The following is a 17,164-nucleotide window of genomic DNA, read 5'->3' as shown; positions in this document are numbered from 1 at the left end:
CCCTCCCCCCTCCTGTCCAGAACTTTATGAGAACATCCGTGAACTTTTCGGAACGCGGACCTCCCGGAGCCCGGTCCGCGTCAGGATGGCATGGGGCCGGCGATCGCAGACCTCCCCCGTGCATGCGGGCGCCATCGCTCAGCCGACGTCGAGGAGCTTCAGGGCGCGATCCTGCTCGGTCAGCCAGAGGAGGAGGCGCGCCGCGCGGCCCCGCTCCGAGTCGAGGGAGGGGTCGGCGGCGAGCAGCGCGCGGGCGTCGTCCTGTGCGATGGCCATGAGGTCGGCTTGGCGTTCGAGGTCGGCGACGCGGAAGCGTGGCAGCCCGGACTGGGCGGTGCCGATGACGTCGCCCGCGCCGCGGAGCGCGAGGTCCTCCTCGGAGATGCGGAAGCCGTCCTCCGATTCGCGCAGGATGCGCAGGCGGGCCTCGGCGGCCTCGCCCAAGGGGGCCTTGTAGAGCAGCAGGCAGGTGGACTTCTCCGACCCCCGGCCCACGCGACCGCGCAGCTGATGGAGCTGGGCGAGGCCGAAGGTCTCGGCGCGCTCGATCACCATGATGGAGGCGTTGGGGACGTTGACGCCCACCTCGATGACCGTGGTCGCCACCAGCACCTTGGCGTCGCCCGCGACGAAGCGGGCCATCGCGGCGTCCTTCTGCGAAGGTGGCATCTGGCCGTGGACCAGCTCGACCGTGCCTTCGGGGAAGGCAGCGCGCAGGGAGCGGAACCGCTCCTCGGCGGAGGTGGTGTCGACGACCTCGGACTCCTCGACCAGCGGGCAGACCCAGTAGGCCTGCCGCCCCTCGGCCACGGCGGACTGGAGGCGCGCGATCACTTGGTCCATGCGGCCGACGGGCACGGTGGAGGTGGTGACGGGCGTGCGGCCCGGCGGCTTCTCGTCCAGCACGGAGAGGTCCATGTCGCCGTATTGCGCCAGCGCGAGGGAGCGCGGGATGGGCGTGGCGGTCATCACGAGGACGTCCGCCGCCTGCGCCTTCTCACCCAGCAGCATCCGCTGGCGGACGCCGAAGCGGTGCTGCTCGTCCACGATGGCGAGGCGGAGGTCGGCGAACTGCACGTCGCGCTGGAACACCGCGTGAGTGCCCACGAGGATGTGGATGTCGCCGCGCGCGAGCGCGTCGAGCTTGGCCTGCCGCTCGCGGCCCTTGTCCCGTCCGGTCAGCAGCGCCAGCACGACGCCCGCCTCCTCGGCCAAGGGGCGCAGGCCCTCCTCGTGCTGGCGCGCGAGGATCTCGGTGGGCGCCATGAGGGCGCCCTGCCCCCCCGCCTCGACCGCGATCAGCAGCGACATGAGCGCCACCAGCGTCTTGCCGGAGCCGACGTCGCCTTGCAGCAGGCGGTTCATGCGGCGGTCGCGGGCCATGTCGGCGGCGATCTCGGCGATGGCGCGCTGCTGGGCTCCGGTGGGCGTGTAGGGGAGCGCGGCCGCGACCTTGGCCTGCAGGCGGCCGGTGCCCTCGGTCGCGCGGCCGGGGCGCTTGCGCGCGCCCGCGCGGGCCAGCGCGAGGGTGAGCTGGTGGGCCAGCACCTCGTCGTAGGCGAGGCGGCGGCGGGCGGCGGAGGCGGGCGAGAGGTCCTTGGCGCCCTCGGGGTGGTGGGCGGCGCGGACGGCGTCGCCGAAGGAGGGCCACCCCTCGCGGTCGAGGAGATGCGGGTCGGCCCATTCGGGCAGGTCGGGGAGGCGGTCGACGGCGCCCTGGGCCGCCTTCGTCATGGCCTTCAGGGTGAGGCCGGCGGCGAGCGGGTAGATCGGCTCGTAAGGGGGCAGCGTCTCGCCGACGGTGAGGACATGGTCGGGATGCGGCATCTGGGCGAGGCCGTCGTAGAGCTCGACCTTGCCCGAGACGACGCGCCGCTCGCCGGTCGGGAGCTGGCGGAGGAGGTGGTCCTCCGAGGCGCGGAAGTAGACCAGCTGGAAGGTCGTCTTCGCGTCCTCCACCTCGACCCGGTAGGGCTGGCGCCGCGTGGGCGGCGCCATGTGGCGGCCCACGGTGACGGTGGTGGTAGCCACGCCCGGCAGGGGGACGTCGCGGATGCTGTCCACGGGCGTGCGGTCGGTGCCGCCGGTGGGCAGCGTGAAGAGCAGGTCCTTCGGCGTGGCGACGCGCAAGGACGCCAGCGCCTTCGCGGATTTCGGGCCGATTCCGGGCAGCGTCTCCACCGAGGCGAAGAGCGGGAAGAGGAGTTCCGGACGGCCCGTCATGGCCCGGTTGTGGGGGCTCGCCGCGCGGAGGTCCAGTTGGCGCGGCCCCCGCCCGTCACGCGGGGCGCAGCACCCGGCGGAAGTGGGCCTGGACCTCGCGCTCGGCCTCGGCCCACGGGTCGCGCCCGCCCCCGAGGACGGCCCGCACCTGCACCTCGAAGTCCGCGTAGTGCTGGGTCAGCGCCCAGACCGACATGACGAGGTGGTGCGGGTCCGAGGGGGCCAGCCGCCCGGCCTCCATCCAGCCCGCGATCACCGCCGCCCGATCCTCCACCAGGGCGCGGAGGTCTCCGAATCCGCCCCCGAGGACCGGCGCGCCGCGGAGCACCTCGCCCGCGAAGAGGCGCGACTCGCGCGGGCGGGCGCGGCTCAGGGCGAGCTTGGCGCGGACGTAGGCCAGCATCTCCTCCATCGGATCGCCTGACGGGTCGAGGTCGCGCAGCGGGGCGAGCCAGTCGTCGAGGAGGCCGTCGAGCAGGGCGCGATAGACGGCCTCCTTGGACGGGAAGTAGTAGAGCAGGTTGGGCTTCGAGAGCCCAGCCCCCTTGGCGATCCGGTCCAAGGTGGCGCCGCGGAACCCGTCCTCCGCGAACGCGTCGAGCCCCGCCGCGAGGATGGCGGCGCGGTTCGCCCTCTGGATGCGCGTCGTCCCTCCCTCGCCTGCCATCGCCCCCTCCGCGCCCCGCGGTTGACCGCCCTCCCCCCTTTGCTAACGTCGATTTGACCGGGTGGTCAAAGCGAGCGCGGCAGGGGAGAGCGGCATGGACGGACCTATGGCACCGGCGCGGAACCTGCGGATCGACGGCGACCGGCTGTGGGACAGCCTGATGGAGATGGCGAAGATCGGCCCCGGCGTGGCGGGCGGCAACAACCGCCAGACCCTCACGGACGCCGACGGCGAGGGCCGCGCGCTGTTCCAGCGGTGGTGCGAGGCGGCCGGCATGACCATGGGGGTCGACCGGATCGGCAACATGTTCGCCCGCCGCGAGGGCACGGAGGAGGGACCGGCCGTCTATCTGGGCTCCCATCTCGACACCCAGCCCACGGGCGGCAAGTACGACGGCGTCCTCGGCGTGCTGGGCGGGCTGGAGGTGATCCGGACGCTCAACGACCTTGGGGTGAAGACGCGCCGGCCCATCGTCGTGACCAACTGGACCAACGAGGAGGGGACGCGCTTCGCCCCCGCGATGCTGGCCTCGGGGGTGTTCGCCGGGGTCCACACGCAGGACTGGTGCGAGGACCGCACGGACGCCGAGGGCAAGCGCTTCGGCGACGAGCTGGACCGCATCGGCTGGCGCGGCGACGAGGAGGTAGGCGCGCGCCGCGACGACATCCACTCCTTCCTCGAGCTCCACATCGAGCAGGGGCCGATCCTCGAGGCGGAGGGCCGCGACATCGGCGTCGTCACCCACGGGCAGGGCCTGTCGTGGACGCAGGTGACGGTGACCGGCAAGGACAGCCACACCGGCTCCACCCCGATGCCGATGCGCCGGGACGCGGGACTCGGCATGGCCCGCATCCTGCAGGCGGTGAACGAGATCGCGCTGTCCCACGCGCCCCACGCGGTCGGCGCGGCGGGGCATATCGACGTGCACCCCAACTCCCGCAACGTGATCCCCGGGCGGGTCGTCTTCACCGTCGACTTCCGCTCGCCGGACCTTTCGGTGATCGAGGACATGGAGGCCCGCCTGCGGACCGAGGGGCAGCGGATCGCGGACGAGATGGGGCTCGGGATCGCGTTCGAAAAGGTGGGCGGGTTCGACCCCGTGGCCTTCGACGAGGGCTGCGTGGCGGCCGTGCGCGGGGCGGCCGAGCGGCTGGGCTACTCCCACATGGACATCATCTCGGGCGCGGGCCACGACGCCTGCTGGATCAACCGGGTGGGGCCCACGGCGATGATCATGTGCCCCTGCGTCGACGGCCTGTCGCACAACGAGGCCGAGGAGATCAGCAAGGACTGGGCCACCGCCGGGACGGACGTCCTGCTCCACGCCGCCTTGGAGCGGGCGGAGGTGGTGGCGTGACCCGCATCCTCGCCCCCGGCATCCCGCTCTACGCCGCGATGGTGTTCGGCCTGATGCTGCTGCACTTCGGCTGGGCGGGCGGGTTCGACCGGGCCGCCCTCATCGCCGCCGCGCTGACCGCCGCGATGGCGACGTCGGCCTACGCCGCGCTCCACGCGCTCCTGCGCTGGGGCCTCCACCGATGATCCGCGCCCTGCCGCTCCTCGCCCTGCTCGCCGCCTGCGCCCAGACGCCCGCGCAGCCGCTCAACCCCGTGGGCTACGCGCCGCTCGACCACGAGGCGCCCTTCGCGCTTCGCGCGCTCCTCCCGCGCGGCACGCCCACCACGGCCCTGCGCGAGAACGACGGCTGCTACGCCTACCTCTTCCGCGACAGCCTGCTCTATCCCGTCCGCCGCCCGGACGGCGGCCAGTACTGCATCGGCACCGGAGAATAGCATGCGCGCCCTGATCCTGATCGTCCCCCTCGCCGCCTGCGCGCCCGCGGGGGGCGACGACGCGCCGCTCAACCCCGCCGCCCTGCCGCCCAACGTCACCACGAACCTGCCCGTCGGCATCGACGTGCGCGCGGTGGGCCTGCAGGACGGCTGCTACGTCTACGACACCCCCGAGGGCGACGTCCGCTTCGTCACCGACGACGCGGGCGCCCGCGTCTGCATCCGCTGAGAGGTCCCATGAGCAAGGTCATCAAGAACGGCACGATCGTCACCGCCGACCGCCAGTGGAAGGCGGACGTCCTGATCGAGGGGGAGCGGATCGCGGAGATCGGCGAGAACCTCTCCGGCGACGAGGTGATCGACGCCACGGACGCCTACGTCATCCCCGGCGGCATCGACCCGCACACCCATCTGGAGATGCCCTTCATGGGCACGACCGCCGCCGAGACCTTCGAGTCGGGAACCTTCGCGGCGGCGGCGGGTGGCACGACCATGCTGGTCGACTTCTGCCTGCCGGGCGAGGACGGCTCGCTCCTGAACGCGATCGACGAATGGGACCGGAAGTCGAAGGACCAGATCTGCGTCGACATCTCCTACCACATGGCGATCACCGGCTGGTCCGAGCGCATCTGGGAGGAGATGGAATCGGTCGTGAAGGACCGCGGCATCAACACCTTCAAGCACTTCATGGCCTACAAGGGCGCCTTGATGGTCGAGGACGACGAGATGTTCGCCTCCTTCAAGCGCTGCGCCGAACTGGGCGCCCTGCCCCTCGTCCACGCCGAGAACGGCGACATTGTCCAGGAGCTGCAGCAGCACTACTTGGCCCAAGGCGTCACCGGCCCCGAGGGCCACGCCTATTCCCGCCCGCCGGAGGTGGAGGGCGAGGCCGCCAACCGCGCCATCATGATCGCCGACGCCGCCGGCACGCCCCTCTACATCGTCCATGTCTCCTGCGAGCAGGCCCACGAGGCCATCCGCCGCGCCCGCCAGAAGGGGATGCGCGTCTATGGCGAGCCGCTGATCCAGCACCTGACGCTCGACGAGACGGAATATTTCGACAAGGACTGGCAGTACGCGGCACGGCGCGTCATGTCCCCGCCCTTCCGGTCCAAGGATCACCAGGATTCGCTCTGGGCCGGGCTTGCGGCGGGGTCGCTGCAGGTGGTGGCGACGGACCACGCCGCCTTCTCCGACGAGCAGAAGCGCATGGGCGTGGACGACTTCACCCGCATCCCCAACGGCACCGGCGGGCTGGAGGAGCGGATGGCGATGCTCTGGACCGAGGGCGTCGAGACCGGGCGCCTGACGCCGGAGGAGTTCGTGGCGGCGACCTCCACCAACATCGCCAAGATCCTCAACATCTACCCCATGAAGGGCGGCATCGCGGTGGGCGGCGACGCCGATGTAGTGGTCTGGGACCCGTCGATCCACCGCACCGTGGAGGTGGCCACGCAGAAGTCGATCATCGACTACAATGTGTTCGAGGGGCGGGAGCTGACCGCCGCGCCCCGTTTCACGCTGTCGCGCGGCGAGGTGGTCTGGGCCCACGGACAGAACTCCCAGCCCACGCCGGGCCGGGGCCGGTTCGTGAAGCGCAAGCCGTTCGCGTCGGCGTCAAGGGCGCTGTCGACGTGGAAGGCGCTGAACACGCCGCGGAAGATCGAGCGGGATCCGATGAACATTCCGGCGGGGGTTTAGTCAGTCAGGATTTCAGTCCATCGCCCAAGATCCACGCTGCGTCCCCATCGTTGGTGTCTACGATTTTGCAGAAAAATTGTCGAACGAAAGCTTCCGCATAGTGCAACAAATTACGCTCGTCTCCGAAATCCTTCAAACCCTCGGAATTCTCGGCGCATTCTACTTTACGGGAAGACAACTTAAGACAATTAATGACCGGTCGGTCTACGATGTTTATGGGAAATTTTCGGATCGGATGATGGTGCTTCGTCAGCTCATGATTGCCGACGAAGATATCAGGAAGATATGGGAAGGCGGCAGAGAGTCCGAAGCTCTTTCGGAAATGGCCGACGAGAAACATTTCTATTTTGCGAAGATGCTCTTCCAAATAAACGAAGCGTTCTTTCTCGCGCTCGAAGACCCATCCATCAATACAAGTGCGAAGGGCTTCCATAAGGCTGCATGGAGGGCAAATTTCAAGACCGATTTGACCGCAAGTACCTTTCGAAAAGTCTGGAGTAGATACGCTATCGTTCAAGAGAGCTATGACGAAAAGTTTCGTGCTGAGGTAAATCAGATCATACGAGAAATTGAAACGCAAGGATACGCACCTGCGGTAATTGGCGGTCAATCCGCTTCGGAACCGTAGTAGACGTAGGATGGGCATCACCATGCCCATCACCCCCGCCCGACACGCCCGACACGCCCGCCACGGTGGGCATGGTGATGCCCACCCTACGGGGCTTGCGCTCCATCCCCGCGCCGCGCACCGTCTGTCCCGATGACCACGATACCCCCTCGTCACGCCCCGGCCACGAGCCGGGGCCTCCGCACGTCGCGGGCGATGCGCGCCGCCCCCCGCTCGGCACGGACCGGCAGGGAGGCCCCGGCGCGAGGCCGGGACGGGATCGCGCGATGACCGTGATCCAAGCCTCCCATCTCGACCTCACCTTCCCCACCGCCGACGGTCCGGTCCACGCGCTGCGGGACGTCTCGCTCGACGTCCAAGCGGGCGAGTTCGTCTCCTTCATCGGCCCCTCGGGCTGCGGCAAGACCACCTTCCTGCGCTGCGTGGCCGCCCTCGAGACGCCCACCGGCGGCACGCTGACCGTCAATGGCATGGCCCCCGACGAGGCTCGCCGCGCGCGCGCCTACGGCTACGTGTTCCAAGCCGCCGGGCTCTACCCGTGGCGGACCATCGGGCGGAACGTCACCCTGCCGCTGGAGATCATGGGATACCCCCGCAAGGAGCGCGCCGAGCGGATGGAGCGCGTGCTCGACCTCGTGGACCTGTCGGGCTTCGCGCAGAAGTATCCCTACCAACTGTCGGGCGGGATGCAGCAGCGCGCCTCCATCGCCCGCGCGCTCGCCTTCGACGCCGACATCCTGCTGATGGACGAGCCCTTCGGCGCGCTCGACGAGATCGTGCGCGACCGGCTCAACGAGGAACTGCTCAAGCTCTGGGACCGGACGGGCAAGACGATCCTCTTCGTCACCCACTCCATCCCCGAGGCGGTCTACCTCAGCACCAAGATCGTCGTTATGTCCCCCCGCCCGGGCCGCATCACCGACGTGATCGACAGCCCGCTGCCCAAGGACCGCCCGCTGGACATCCGCGATACACAGGCCTTCCTCGACATCGCCCACCGCGTCCGCGAGGGGCTGCGGGAGGGGATGGAGGCATGAGGCACGCCGGAGACCTGCTCGGCATCGCCTGCGCCGTCGCCGTCCTGCTGGGCCTCGTGCCGGGGCTGGAGGGCCGCGTCGTGGGGGCCGTGGCGCTGCTCGTGCTCCTCGTCTCCGCCGCCCGCATCGCGATGCGGCTGCGCGCATGACGGACCTGACCCTCCGCCGCGCCGAGGCCGACGACGCCCCCGCCTGCGCCAAGATCGTGCGCGACTGGCTGGGCAGCATCGACTGGATGCCCGACCCGCCCGCGATGGAGGTGATCGAGGCCATGATGCGCGAGGGCTTCCCCGAGCGGGAGGCCTACGTCGCCGAGCGCTTGGGCACGGTGGTGGGCTACGTCTCCCTCGACCCCGACAGCGACCACATCCGCGGCCTCTACGTCGCCGAGCCGGGCGGCGGCGTGGGCCGCGCGCTGGTCGAGCGGGTGAAGGAGGGGCGCGACCGCCTGACCCTCAACACCCACGCCCCCAACGCCGACGCCCACCGCTTCTACGCGCGCGAGGGCTTCGCCAAGGTCTCGGACGAGACGGGGTCCGACGGCATCCCCGAGCACCGCATGGAGTGGACCCGATGACCCGCCTGACCCCCACCGGACGCCTGATCGCCCACGGGGCCGCGGCGGTGATCCTGCTGCTGCTGCTCGCCACGACGCAGTGGAGCGGCGCCGGGCGCATCGTGGTGGGCCTGCTGCTGGTCCTCGCCTTCACCGGCAACCTGTGGGGGCTCGTGCTCGCGTGGCGCGCGCGCGAGCGGGACCGGTGACCGACGCGCCCCTCTCCGCGCCGGGCGCCGCCGTCGGGCGGTCGGGCCGGGTGGCGCTCTGGCTGCGCGGCGTGCCGGGCACGGTCGCGCCGGTACTGGCGGTCGTCGCGGCGCTCGTCGCGCTCTGGTATCTCGCCTGCATCCCGATGAACGCCGCGCAGTCCGCGCTCGACGCCGAGCGCGCGGGGGCCACGCTCTCGACCAGCGCCTCCGAGCGGCGCGACATGGCCGGCGTCGCCGTGGCGCTCGCCCACCCGGCGGAGGCCGTCGCGGGCGCCTTCGCGCAGGAGCGCCCGCGCCTGCCCGCCCCGCACCAAGTGGTCGCGGAGCTCTGGGACACGACGGTTGGCAAGAAGATCACCTCGAAGCGCTCCCTCGTCTTCCACGCGGGGATCACGCTCGGGCCGACGCTGCTCGGCTTCGCCATCGGATCGACCTTGGGCATCCTGCTCGCCGTCGGCATCGTCCACTCCCGCGTCATGGACCTCAGCGTTATGCCGTGGGCCATCGCCAGCCAGACGATCCCGATCCTCGCCATCGCCCCGATGATCATCGTGGTGCTGAACTCCGTGGGCGTGCAGGGGCTGCTGCCCAAGGCGATCATCTCGGCCTACCTGTCCTTCTTCCCGGTCACGGTCGGCATGGTGAAGGGCCTGCGCGCGCCCGCCCCCGCCGACCTCGACCTGATGCGGACGTGGAACGCCTCGGCGCTGCGCACCCTCGTCTCGCTCCGCCTGCCGATGGCGCTGCCCTACCTCTTCGCCTCGCTCAAGATCGCGGTGGCCGCCGCCCTCGTCGGCGCGATAATCGGCGAGCTGCCGACCGGCGCGGTGCGGGGCCTCGGCGCGCGGCTGCTGGCGGGCAGCTACTACGGCCAGACCATCCAGATCTGGTCCGCGCTGTTCGGCGCGGCGATCGTCGCGGCGGGGCTGGTGGCGCTGCTGTCGGGGATCGAGCGGGCGACGCTGGCGAAGATGGGCCTGCGGCGGTGAGCGGCGCGCTCATCCTCGGGACGTGGGCCGCGCTCTGGGGCGCGAACGTCTGGCTGGCCGGCCGGACGGCCGGGCGCTTCCTCGCCCCCGTCCTGTTCGGCCTGACGCTCCTGATCCTCTGGGAGATGACCGTCAGGCTGTTCGACGTCCCCCAGGTCATCCTCCCCGCGCCCACCGAGATCGCCACCGCCATCGCCGCCAACGCCCCCACGCTGTGGGCCGACTTCGTGCAGACCGTCCTCAAAGGCGCGCTGACCGGCTGGCTGATCGGCTGCGCGGCGGGGATCGGCGCGGCGCTGCTGGTGGCGCGCGTGCCGTGGCTTCGGCGCGGCCTCCTGCCGGTCGGCAACTTCGTCGCGGCCCTCCCCATCGTCGGCACCGCGCCGATCCTCGTGATGTGGTTCGGCTTCGGCTGGGAATCGAAGGCCGCCGTGGTCGTCGTGATGGTCTTCTTCCCCGTCCTCGTGAACACGGTCGCGGGCCTGTCCGACACCGACGCGATGCAGCGCGACCTGATGGCCACCTACGCGGCGACGCCGGGCCAGACGCTGCGCCACCTCCGAGGGCCCGCCGCCCTGCCCTTCGTGTTCAACGGGCTCAAGATCGCCACCACCCTCGCCCTGATCGGCGCCATCGTCGCCGAATTCTTCGGCAGCCCCACGGTCGGCATGGGCTTCCGCATCAGCACGGAGGTCGGGCGCTTGAACCTGCCGATGGTCTGGGCGTCGATCGCCGTGGCCGCCGTGGCGGGCTCCGCCTCCTACGCGCTCATCGCGCTCTTGGAGAAGCGGCTCACCTTCTGGCATCCATCACAGAGAGGGCGGTGACCGCCCCGCACAGGGAGAGACGAATGAAGAAGACCATCACCGCCGCCGCGCTCGCGCTGGCGTCGCCCGCCTTCGCCGACGGCCACGCCGACGACTCCGTCACGCTGCAGCTGCAGTGGGTCACGCAGGCCCAGTTCGCGGGCTACTACGCCGCGCTGGAGAACGGCTTCTACGAGGAGGAGGGGCTCGACGTCACCATCCTGCCCGGCGGTCCCGACATCGCGCCCCCGCAGGTGCTGGCGGGCGGCGGCGCGGACGCCATGCTCAACTGGATGCCCTCGGCCTTGGCCGCGCGCGAGAAGGGCCTGCCGGTCGTCAACATCGCCCAGCCGTTCAAGACCTCCGGCCTGCAGCTGACCTGCTGGAAGGACACCGGGATCGAGGGGCCGCAGGACTTCCGCGGCAAGACCATCGGCGTCTGGTTCTTCGGCAACGAGTATCCCTTCCTGTCGTGGATGAGCCAGGAGGGCATCCCCACCGACGGCGGCGCCGAGGGCGTCACGGTGCTCAAGCAGGGCTTCAACGTCGATCCGCTTCTGCAGCGGCAGGCGGACTGCATCTCGACCATGACCTACAACGAGTACGGCCAAGTGCTCGACGCGGGCGTCTCCGAGGACGAGCTGGTCACGTTCAAGTACGAGGACATGGGCGTCGCCACCCTCGAGGACGGCATCTACGTGCTGGAGGAGAACCTCGAGGATCCGGCCTTCGTCGACAAGATGACCCGCTTCGTGCGCGCCTCCATGCGCGGCTGGGAATGGGCCGGCGAGAACCCGGAGGAGGCCGCGGGCATCATCCTCGACTACGACGAGACCGGCGCCCAGACCGAGGCGCACCAGGTCCGCATGATGGGCGAGATCGCCAAGCTGACCGCGGGGTCGGACGGCTCCCTCGACGAGGCCGACTTCCAGCGCACCGTCGACACGCTGCTCGCCGGCGGGTCCGACCCGGTCATCACCGCGCAGCCCGAGGGGGCGTGGACGAGCGTGATCACGGATGCGGCGCTGAACTGACCCTCCAGCGCCTGCGGCGCCGGACCCGCGGGGGGCTCCGCCCCCCGCGCCCCCCGGAGTATTTCCGGACCATCGAGGGGGGCGGGGCTTTCGGGCGCCGCCCCCTTTGCTATGCCGAGGGGCATGGAGATGCCGTCCGCCTACAATCTCGCCGCCGACGTGATGGAGGCGGGCCGCGCCCGCCCCGGCCATCCCGCCCTCGTCGTCCTCGGGGAGCGGGACGAGACGTGGACCCATGCCGACCTCCTCGCCGCCGTGGAGCGGCGGGCGGGCGGGCTCGCGGCGCTCGGCCTGCCCGCGGGCGCGCGGGTGATGCTGCGGGTGGGGGACACGCCGGACTTCCCCATCACCCACCTCGCCTGCGCCGCCGCCGGGCTGGTGCCCGTCCCCACCTCCGCCGCGCTGACCGCGCCCGAGGTGGCGAAGATGGCGGCCCGCATCGCCCCCGCCCTCGCCGTGGGCGACGCCCTGCCCCTGCCCCCGGACATCCCCGCCGCCGCGCCGGGCGACCTCGACGGCGCGCCCCTGCCATTCGACGACTGGCCCCGCGGCGACCCGGACCGCCTCGGCTACATCGTGTTCACCTCCGGCTCGGGCGGGACGCCCAAGGCTGTGGCCCACGCGCACCGCGCGGTGCGCGCGCGGCGCAGCATGTGGGACGGGTGGTACGGCCTGACGCCCGACGACCGCCTGCTGCACGCGGGCGCCTTCAACTGGACCTTCACGCTGGGCACGGGCCTCCTCGACCCGTGGGCCATCGGCGCGACCGCCCTGATCCCCGCGCCCGGCACCTCCATCGAGGCGCTCCCCGCCCTGCTCGCGCGCGCCGACGCCACGCTCTTCGCCGCAGCGCCCGGCGTGGTCCGCCGCATGCTGCGCGCGCCCCTCCCGCCGCTCCCCCGCCTCCGCCACGCGCTGGTGGCGGGCGAGGCGCTCTCGCCCGCCATCCGCGCCGACTGGGAGGCCGCCACCGGCACCCCGGTCCACGAGGCGCTCGGCATGTCCGAATGCTCCACCTTCGTGTCCGGCTCGCCGGCCCGGCCCGCCCCCGGGGGCACCGCGGGCTTCGTCCAGCCGGGACGCCGCACACGCATCGCGGGCGGCACCCTCCAGGTCGGGCGGGGCGATCCCGGCCTGATGCTCGGCTACTGGGAGGACGGCGCGGTGACGCCCGTGCCCGAATGGTTCGACACCGGCGACCGGGTGGAGGAGGCGGGTGGCGCGATCCGTCATCTCGGGCGGGCCGACGACCTGCTGAACCCCGGCGGCATCCGCGTGAGCCCGCAGGAGGTGGAGGCCGCGCTCGCGGGGTTGGCCGAGGATCTGGCCGTGGGGACGGTGACGACGGGAAGCGGGGCCGTGATCCTCGCCGCCTTCCACGTGGGCGGGATCGACCTCGCGGCGGCGGAGGCGCGCGCGGCGGAGCGGCTCGCCCCCTACAAGCGCCCGAAGGTCTGGCTCAGGCGCGACGCCCTGCCGCGCAACGCGAACGGCAAGCTGATCCGGCGGCGTCTCGCCTGAGCCGCCCCTAGGCGGTGAACCCCTGCATGGGCCACGTGCAGCGGAAGCGCAGCCCCCGCTCGGTCCACTCCACCTCCGGCCGCCCATGGTAGGTCGAGGCGGTCATCCCCGTGAGGACGCGCATGCCGAACCCCTTGCGCGTCGGCGGCGCGACCGGCGCGTCGTTCTCCTCGGCCCACTCGAAGGTGAACTTCCCGTCCTCGAGGGTGACCTTCAGGTCCACGGTCCCGTCCCCGTCGCGCAGCGCGCCGTGCTTGACCGCGTTGGTCACCAGCTCGTTGAGGAGCAGCACCATCGTCTGCGCCGCGCCCCCGGCGATGTCGCAAGGATCGGGCAGGACGTTCCGCATCCGCCCCGCCGCCACGTGCTGCCCGGCCGCCGCGGACACGAGGTCCGACAGCGCGACCTTGGCCTCGCGGTCGCCCAGCGTCATCGCGTTCAGCCCGGCGAGCGCGCGCAACCGCCCCTCGAAGGCCTCCTGCAGCTCGGGCACCGACCCGGCCCCGCGCGCGGCCATCGTGAAGATCGACTGGACCAGCGCGAAGAGGTTCTTGATCCGGTGCGCCATCTCGCCGGCGACGAGCTCGGCGCGCATCTGCGCCTCGCGCAGCTCCGTGACGTCGTGGGTCGCGCCGACCAGCATCCGCCGCCCGTCGACCGTCATCATCCGCCCCGAGGCCTCCAGCCAGACGAGCCCGCCGTCCGGGCGCCGGAAGCGGAACACCGTCTCGAACCGGCCCGGCCCTTCCGCGACGCCGTCCAGCGCGGTCTCCACCGCCGCGCGGTCCCCGGGGTCGATCCGCGCGAGCATGACCTCCGCGTCGAAGGGCCCGGCCACCTCGGGCAGGCCGGTGAGGTCGGCGAGCGCGGAATCGCCCTCGGCCGATCCGGTCGAGGGATCGATCGCCCAGCGCCCCACCTCGGCGGCGAGGGGCGCGAGGTCCGCCCAGTGGGGCGCGTCCTCCCGCAGGAAGCCTTCAGCGAGGTCGTTCGCCATGCCATCCTCCCAATCGACGCCGCGTGTCGCATGGGGGGGGACGACCGGCAACCGGGGGCGGGTTCCCCTTCGGCGCCCGTCGGCCTAGGGCTGCCCCGTCCCGCCGCCGGAGCCGCCCCCATGACCACCGCCACGATCCCCCTCGACATCCTGTCCGATCCGATCTGCCCGTGGTGCCTGATCGGGCGGGCGCGGCTGTTCGCCGCGCTGGAGCAGCGCCCCGGCCACCCCTTCGCGATCCAGTGGCACCCGTTCCAGCTCAATCCCGACATGCCGGCGGAGGGCATGGGCCGCGCCGCCTACCTCGAGGCCAAGTTCGGCGGGCGGGAGGGGGCGATGCGGGCCTACGCCCCCATCGTCGAGACCTCCGAGGAGATGGGCCTCGGCATCCGCTTCGACGCGATCCAGCGCACCCCCAACACGCTGGACGCGCACCGGACGATCCACTGGGCCGGGCTGGAGGGGAAGCAGACCGCGATGGTGGACGCGCTGTTCGACGCCTACTTCCGCAAGGGCCGCGACATCGGCGACCATGCCGTGCTCGCCGATCTCTGGGCGGGCGCGGGGCTGGAGCGCGAGGCGGTGGAGCGCCTGCTCGCCACGGACGCCGACGCCGACGACATCCGCGCCCGCGACGCGCACGCGCGCGAGCGGGGGGTGACCGGGGTGCCGACCTTCGTCGTCGCCAACCAGTCCGCGGTCGTGGGCGCGCAGCCGACGGAGACGTGGCTCTCGATCATCGACGACATCGCCGCGCAGACGGCCGACCGGGCCCCGTCGTGACCCTCGCCGAGGCCCATCCCCGGCGGCTGGGCCAAGCGGAGTTCGTCGCCCTCATGGCGATGACGGCGGCGACCATCGCGTTCAGCATCGACGCCATGCTCCCCGCCCTGCCCCGGATGGGCGCGGACCTGTCGCCCGCCGACCCCGAGCGCGCGCAGCTCGTCGTCCTCGCCTTCGTGATCGGCACGGGGCTGGGCACCTTCGTCGCCGGGCCGCTCTCGGACGCGTTCGGCCGCAAGCCGGTGATGATCGGCGGGGCCGTGATCTACTCGCTCTCCGCGGCGGCGGCCACGTGGCTCGACACGCTGGACGGGGTGCTCGTCGCGCGGGTCGTCCAAGGCATCGGCGCCTCCGGCCCCCGCGTCGTCGCGATGGCCATGATCCGCGACCTCTACATGGGGCGCGGCATGGCCCGCATCCTGTCGCTGACGATGACCGTGTTCACCCTCGTCCCCGCCATCGCGCCCCTGATCGGCGCGGGCATCATCGCGGTGTCCGGCTGGCAGGGCGTGTTCTGGGCCTTCGTCGTGTTCTCCGCCGCGACCTCGCTCTGGCTCGGCCTGCGCCAGCCCGAGACGCTGCCCCCCACGCGGCGGCGTCCGCTGGACCTCGCCAAGATGCGCGCGGCGGTGGCCGAGGTGCTGCGCCACGCCGTCGTGCGCCGCGCGATGCTGGTGCAGACGCTGGTCTTCGGCATCCTGTTCTCGACCATCGCGAGCGTCCAGTCGATCTACGCCGCCACCTTCGACGCCGCCGAGACGTTCCCGCTCTGGTTCGGGGGCGTGGCGCTGGTGTCGGGCAGCGTGGCGCTGCTCAACGCCTCCATCGTCGAGCGGCTGGGCATGGTGCCGATCATCCGCGTCGGCGTCTGCGCGCACCTCCTGCTGTCGGTCGCGCTCCTCGCCGGCTGGTCCGCCCTGCCCGAGGCGACGCGGTTCCCGTCCTACCTCGTCTGGCAGTTCGCCTCCTTCGCCTTGGCCGGGCTCGCCATCGGCAACCTCAACGCCATCGCCATGGCCCCGATGGGCCACCTCGCGGGCATGGCGTCGAGCGTGATCTCGGCCACGGCGACCATCCTCGGCGCGCTCTGGGCCTATCCGGCGATCCTGCTGGGGGACGGGACGCCCGTGCCGCAGGTCGCGGTGGGCGCGGTGCTGTCGGGGGTGGCGGTGGTGCTCGCGGCGCGCCTGCGCGAGGCGGCCTGACCGGCCCCTACTCCCAGCCCTTGGCGATCAGGCCCGCCGCCTCGGGCGCGAAGTAGGTCAGCACCCCGTCGCAGCCGGCCCGGCGGAAGGCCATCAGGCTCTCCATCATCACCCGCTCGCCGTCGATCCAGCCCTGCGCGGCGGCCGCCCGGATCATCGCGTACTCCCCCGACACCTGGTAGGCGAAGGTCGGGCAGCCGAAGCGGTCCTTCACCCGCCGCACCATGTCGAGATAGGGCAGGCCCGGCTTGACCATCACCATGTCGGCGCCCTCGGACAGGTCCCGCTCGACGCAGCGCAGCCCGGCCTCGGCGTTCAGCGGATCGATCTGGTAGGTCTTCTTGTCGCCCACCAGCCGCCCCGAGGCCCCCACCGCGTCCCGGAACGGGCCGTAGAAGGCGCTGGCGTACTTGGCCGCGTAGGACATGATCGTCACGTCCTGGTGCCCCGCCTCCTCCAGCGCGGCCCTCAGCGCCCCGATCCGCCCGTCCATCATGTCCGACGGCCCGAGGATGTCGGCCCCCGCCTCGGCCTGCGCCAGCCCCATGCGCACCAGCGCCTCGACGGACTCGTCGTTCACGATCACCCCGTCGCGCACGATCCCGTCATGCCCGTTGGCGTTGTAGGGGTCGAGCGCCACGTCCGTCATCACGGCCATCCCCGGCACGGCGGCCTTGATCGCCCGCGTCGCGCGGTTCGACAGGTTGTCGGGCAACCACGCCTCCTCGCAGCCTTCGGTGCGGAGCGACGCGTCCGTGTAGGGGAACAGGCACATCGCGCGGATGCCCAAGGCCGCGGCCTGCTCGGCCGCCTCCACCACCATGTCCACGGACCGCCGCACCACACCCGGCATCGACGGCACCTCCTCCAGCGTCCCCTCGCCCTCGCGGACGAAGACCGGCCAGATCAGGTCGTCCACCGCCAGCCTGTCCTCCCGCACCAGCGCGCGCAGGGCGGGCGTGCGCCGGACCCGGCGCATCCGGGTGGTCGGAAAGGGGGCGAAGCGCGGCAT

General features: G+C 71.8%; 20 protein-coding genes. 16 read left to right on the top strand and 4 right to left on the bottom strand.

Features of this window, described 5'->3' with window-relative positions:
* Positions 1 to 138 precede the first annotated feature (138 nt).
* Both recG and JQC91_RS14680 read right to left on the bottom strand, forming a co-directional pair.
* A complete protein-coding gene (recG, locus tag JQC91_RS14685) occupies positions 139 to 2,223 on the bottom strand; it encodes an ATP-dependent DNA helicase RecG (protein ID WP_203287951.1) in 2,085 nt (694 codons plus the stop codon).
* A gap of 55 nt (positions 2,224 to 2,278) precedes the next feature.
* The gene (locus JQC91_RS14680; protein ID WP_203287949.1) at positions 2,279 to 2,890 is read right to left on the bottom strand and encodes a TetR family transcriptional regulator C-terminal domain-containing protein; all 612 of its coding nucleotides are present in this window, start codon (positions 2,888 to 2,890) and stop codon (positions 2,279 to 2,281) included.
* A 94-nt stretch (positions 2,891 to 2,984) separates the two neighbouring features.
* Between JQC91_RS14680 and JQC91_RS14675 the strand changes: the two genes are divergently transcribed.
* The 14 genes from JQC91_RS14675 to JQC91_RS14610 all read left to right on the top strand — a co-directional run bounded on the left by JQC91_RS14675 (position 2,985) and on the right by JQC91_RS14610 (position 13,167).
* Positions 2,985 to 4,247 (top strand): Zn-dependent hydrolase, encoded by a 1,263-nt coding sequence (locus JQC91_RS14675; protein WP_238941571.1) that lies wholly within the window; start codon positions 2,985 to 2,987, stop codon positions 4,245 to 4,247.
* A complete protein-coding gene (locus JQC91_RS14670; protein ID WP_203287946.1) occupies positions 4,244 to 4,432 on the top strand; it encodes a hypothetical protein in 189 nt (62 codons plus the stop codon). Before JQC91_RS14675 ends, JQC91_RS14670 begins: the two co-directional genes overlap by 4 nt.
* Positions 4,429 to 4,683 (top strand): hypothetical protein, encoded by a 255-nt coding sequence (locus JQC91_RS14665; protein WP_203287944.1) that lies wholly within the window; start codon positions 4,429 to 4,431, stop codon positions 4,681 to 4,683. Before JQC91_RS14670 ends, JQC91_RS14665 begins: the two co-directional genes overlap by 4 nt.
* Position 4,684: 1 nt before the next feature.
* On the top strand, positions 4,685 to 4,912 hold the full coding sequence (locus tag JQC91_RS14660; RefSeq protein WP_203287942.1) for a hypothetical protein: 228 nt from the start codon (positions 4,685 to 4,687) through the stop codon (positions 4,910 to 4,912).
* Positions 4,913 to 4,920: 8 nt separating this feature from the next.
* Entirely contained in the window at positions 4,921 to 6,384 is a 1,464-nt protein-coding gene (gene hydA / locus JQC91_RS14655; RefSeq protein ID WP_203287940.1) for a dihydropyrimidinase, read from the top strand.
* Between the two features lie 100 nt (positions 6,385 to 6,484).
* The gene (locus JQC91_RS14650; RefSeq protein WP_203287938.1) at positions 6,485 to 7,012 is read left to right on the top strand and encodes a hypothetical protein; all 528 of its coding nucleotides are present in this window, start codon (positions 6,485 to 6,487) and stop codon (positions 7,010 to 7,012) included.
* 266 nt (positions 7,013 to 7,278) lie between these two features.
* Positions 7,279 to 8,049: an ABC transporter ATP-binding protein gene (locus JQC91_RS14645; protein WP_203287936.1), complete on the top strand. Its 771-nt coding sequence runs from the start codon at positions 7,279 to 7,281 to the stop codon at positions 8,047 to 8,049.
* Positions 8,046 to 8,198, top strand: coding sequence for a hypothetical protein (locus JQC91_RS14640; RefSeq protein ID WP_203287934.1), 153 nt, complete (start codon positions 8,046 to 8,048; stop codon positions 8,196 to 8,198). Before JQC91_RS14645 ends, JQC91_RS14640 begins: the two co-directional genes overlap by 4 nt.
* Positions 8,195 to 8,626, top strand: a complete 432-nt coding sequence (locus JQC91_RS14635; RefSeq protein WP_203287932.1) for a GNAT family N-acetyltransferase — start codon at positions 8,195 to 8,197, stop codon at positions 8,624 to 8,626. The genes JQC91_RS14640 and JQC91_RS14635 overlap by 4 nt, the downstream gene beginning before the upstream one ends.
* On the top strand, positions 8,623 to 8,814 hold the full coding sequence (locus JQC91_RS14630) for a hypothetical protein (RefSeq protein ID WP_203287930.1): 192 nt from the start codon (positions 8,623 to 8,625) through the stop codon (positions 8,812 to 8,814). The genes JQC91_RS14635 and JQC91_RS14630 overlap by 4 nt, the downstream gene beginning before the upstream one ends.
* A gap of 50 nt (positions 8,815 to 8,864) precedes the next feature.
* Positions 8,865 to 9,806, top strand: coding sequence for an ABC transporter permease (locus JQC91_RS14625; protein WP_343070006.1), 942 nt, complete (start codon positions 8,865 to 8,867; stop codon positions 9,804 to 9,806).
* A 53-nt stretch (positions 9,807 to 9,859) separates the two neighbouring features.
* Positions 9,860 to 10,633: an ABC transporter permease gene (locus tag JQC91_RS14620; RefSeq protein ID WP_238941601.1), complete on the top strand. Its 774-nt coding sequence runs from the start codon at positions 9,860 to 9,862 to the stop codon at positions 10,631 to 10,633.
* Positions 10,634 to 10,656: 23 nt separating this feature from the next.
* Positions 10,657 to 11,646, top strand: a complete 990-nt coding sequence (locus JQC91_RS14615) for an ABC transporter substrate-binding protein (RefSeq protein ID WP_203287928.1) — start codon at positions 10,657 to 10,659, stop codon at positions 11,644 to 11,646.
* A 123-nt stretch (positions 11,647 to 11,769) separates the two neighbouring features.
* A complete protein-coding gene (locus JQC91_RS14610) occupies positions 11,770 to 13,167 on the top strand; it encodes a class I adenylate-forming enzyme family protein (RefSeq protein ID WP_238941570.1) in 1,398 nt (465 codons plus the stop codon).
* A gap of 7 nt (positions 13,168 to 13,174) precedes the next feature.
* On the opposite strand, the gene JQC91_RS14605 is transcribed toward JQC91_RS14610, so the two are convergent.
* Positions 13,175 to 14,164, bottom strand: a complete 990-nt coding sequence (locus tag JQC91_RS14605; protein ID WP_203287926.1) for an HWE histidine kinase domain-containing protein — start codon at positions 14,162 to 14,164, stop codon at positions 13,175 to 13,177.
* 120 nt (positions 14,165 to 14,284) lie between these two features.
* Between JQC91_RS14605 and JQC91_RS14600 the strand changes: the two genes are divergently transcribed.
* Positions 14,285 to 14,947 carry a DsbA family oxidoreductase gene (locus tag JQC91_RS14600; protein ID WP_203287925.1) on the top strand — a complete coding sequence of 221 codons (663 nt, stop codon included), beginning with the start codon at positions 14,285 to 14,287 and terminating at the stop codon, positions 14,945 to 14,947.
* Complete coding sequence (locus JQC91_RS14595) at positions 14,944 to 16,152, top strand: MFS transporter (protein WP_343069988.1); 1,209 nt, start codon at positions 14,944 to 14,946, stop codon at positions 16,150 to 16,152. Before JQC91_RS14600 ends, JQC91_RS14595 begins: the two co-directional genes overlap by 4 nt.
* Positions 16,153 to 16,159: 7 nt before the next feature.
* Here JQC91_RS14595 and hemB read toward each other — a convergent pair whose 3' ends face one another.
* Positions 16,160 to 17,164: a porphobilinogen synthase gene (gene hemB, locus JQC91_RS14590; RefSeq protein WP_203287924.1), complete on the bottom strand. Its 1,005-nt coding sequence runs from the start codon at positions 17,162 to 17,164 to the stop codon at positions 16,160 to 16,162.

It is taken from the genome of Jannaschia sp. Os4 (genome assembly GCF_016820245.1).
GTDB lineage: Bacteria > Pseudomonadota > Alphaproteobacteria > Rhodobacterales > Rhodobacteraceae > Jannaschia.
Note: the sequence above shows the minus strand (reverse complement) of the source record. Positions and strands in the feature narration are given on the sequence as shown.